Genomic DNA, 1,196 nt, shown 5'->3' on the forward strand with positions numbered 1-1,196 from the left:
CCGTCGGATTTACTGCTACGTCGCCCTCAGGGAATTAAACCTAAAAAGAAAATCGTCAAAATTAGAGATTCCGGTTTGACACGGAAAGTCATATCAGCGTTAACGTAACGGCATAATGGGCGTGATATGTCCATTATGCCGGGCGGGCGGCGGTTGGCTGCCCGCCAGGCATTTGGGAAAATCGCGTAGCGGCATCGGCTGTGCGTACAAATACCCTTGCAAAATATGCACGCCATGACGGCGCAAATACTTCGCCTGTTCTTGCGTTTCCACGCCCTCCGCCACCAGTTCAATATTCAGTCTTTGCCCCAGCGCGATGATGATATCGGTCACCGTCGAGTTAACCGCGTCAGAACCTATAGCTGCGGTAAATGACTTATCAATTTTCAGCACGTCAGGACGTAATGTTTCAAGCCAGGAAAATGAACTGTTGCCGGTGCCGAAGTCATCAATCGCCAGTTTGACGTTTTTACGATGTAGCTCGCGGGCAATCCGATAATCAACATCCAGTAAGGCATCGCGTTCGGTGATTTCGAGGATCAGTTGCTGAATCGGGTGAGCGCTAAACCAGTACTGATTGAGATCTTTTATCAGCACACCACGGCGAAAATGGCTGGGTGCGACGTTAATGCCAACATGAAACTGACTACTCATCGGGAAAACATGGCGCTGACGAATGGTTTCTGCCATCACATAGCGGGTCAGTGGCACAATTAAATGATGTTCTTCCGCGATAGGAATAAACACATCCGGTGAAATCCGGCCCTGACGCGGATTGTTCCAGCGCAGCAAAATCTCTACACCAATACATTGCTGGCTGCGCGCATTAAGCAAAGGCTGACAGAACAATTCGAACTCATGTTGCGCCAGGCCCAGATTGATTTCGCGGGAAAAGCTCATCCGGTAAGCGGTCGCCAGCCAGGCGATGTAGCCCACCAGTAAACTGAGGTGTACTGGCAATAGCGGACACTACCATTTGTTCTTTTTTTAAGCAGCCATCTGATGATATTTTTCCCTGAAGGCTGCCGGGGAGATATTCCCCAGACGAGAGTGACGACGCTGACGATTGTAGAAAATCTCAATGTATTCCCGTATTACTGAGATGGCTTCATCCCGGTTATTAAAACGATAGTGGCTCAGGCTCTCATTTTTCAGCGTTCCCCAGAAGCTTTCCATCGGAGCGTTGTCGTAACAGT

General features: G+C 49.4%; 1 protein-coding gene and 1 pseudogene. Both read right to left on the reverse strand.

Features of this window, described 5'->3' with window-relative positions; all coding sequences use genetic code 11:
- Window positions 1–99: 99 nt before the first annotated feature.
- A pseudogene (locus BHE85_RS16010) lies at window positions 100–960 on the reverse strand (EAL domain-containing protein); the annotation flags it as partial.
- A 27-nt stretch (window positions 961–987) separates the two neighbouring features.
- The coding region (locus tag BHE85_RS16015) for an IS3 family transposase (protein ID WP_001073957.1) at window positions 988–1,196 on the reverse strand (209 nt) is incomplete at its 5' end.

Source organism: Shigella sp. FC1567 (genome assembly GCF_001743015.1).
In the GTDB taxonomy this organism is placed as follows: Bacteria; Pseudomonadota; Gammaproteobacteria; order Enterobacterales; family Enterobacteriaceae; genus Escherichia; species Escherichia coli.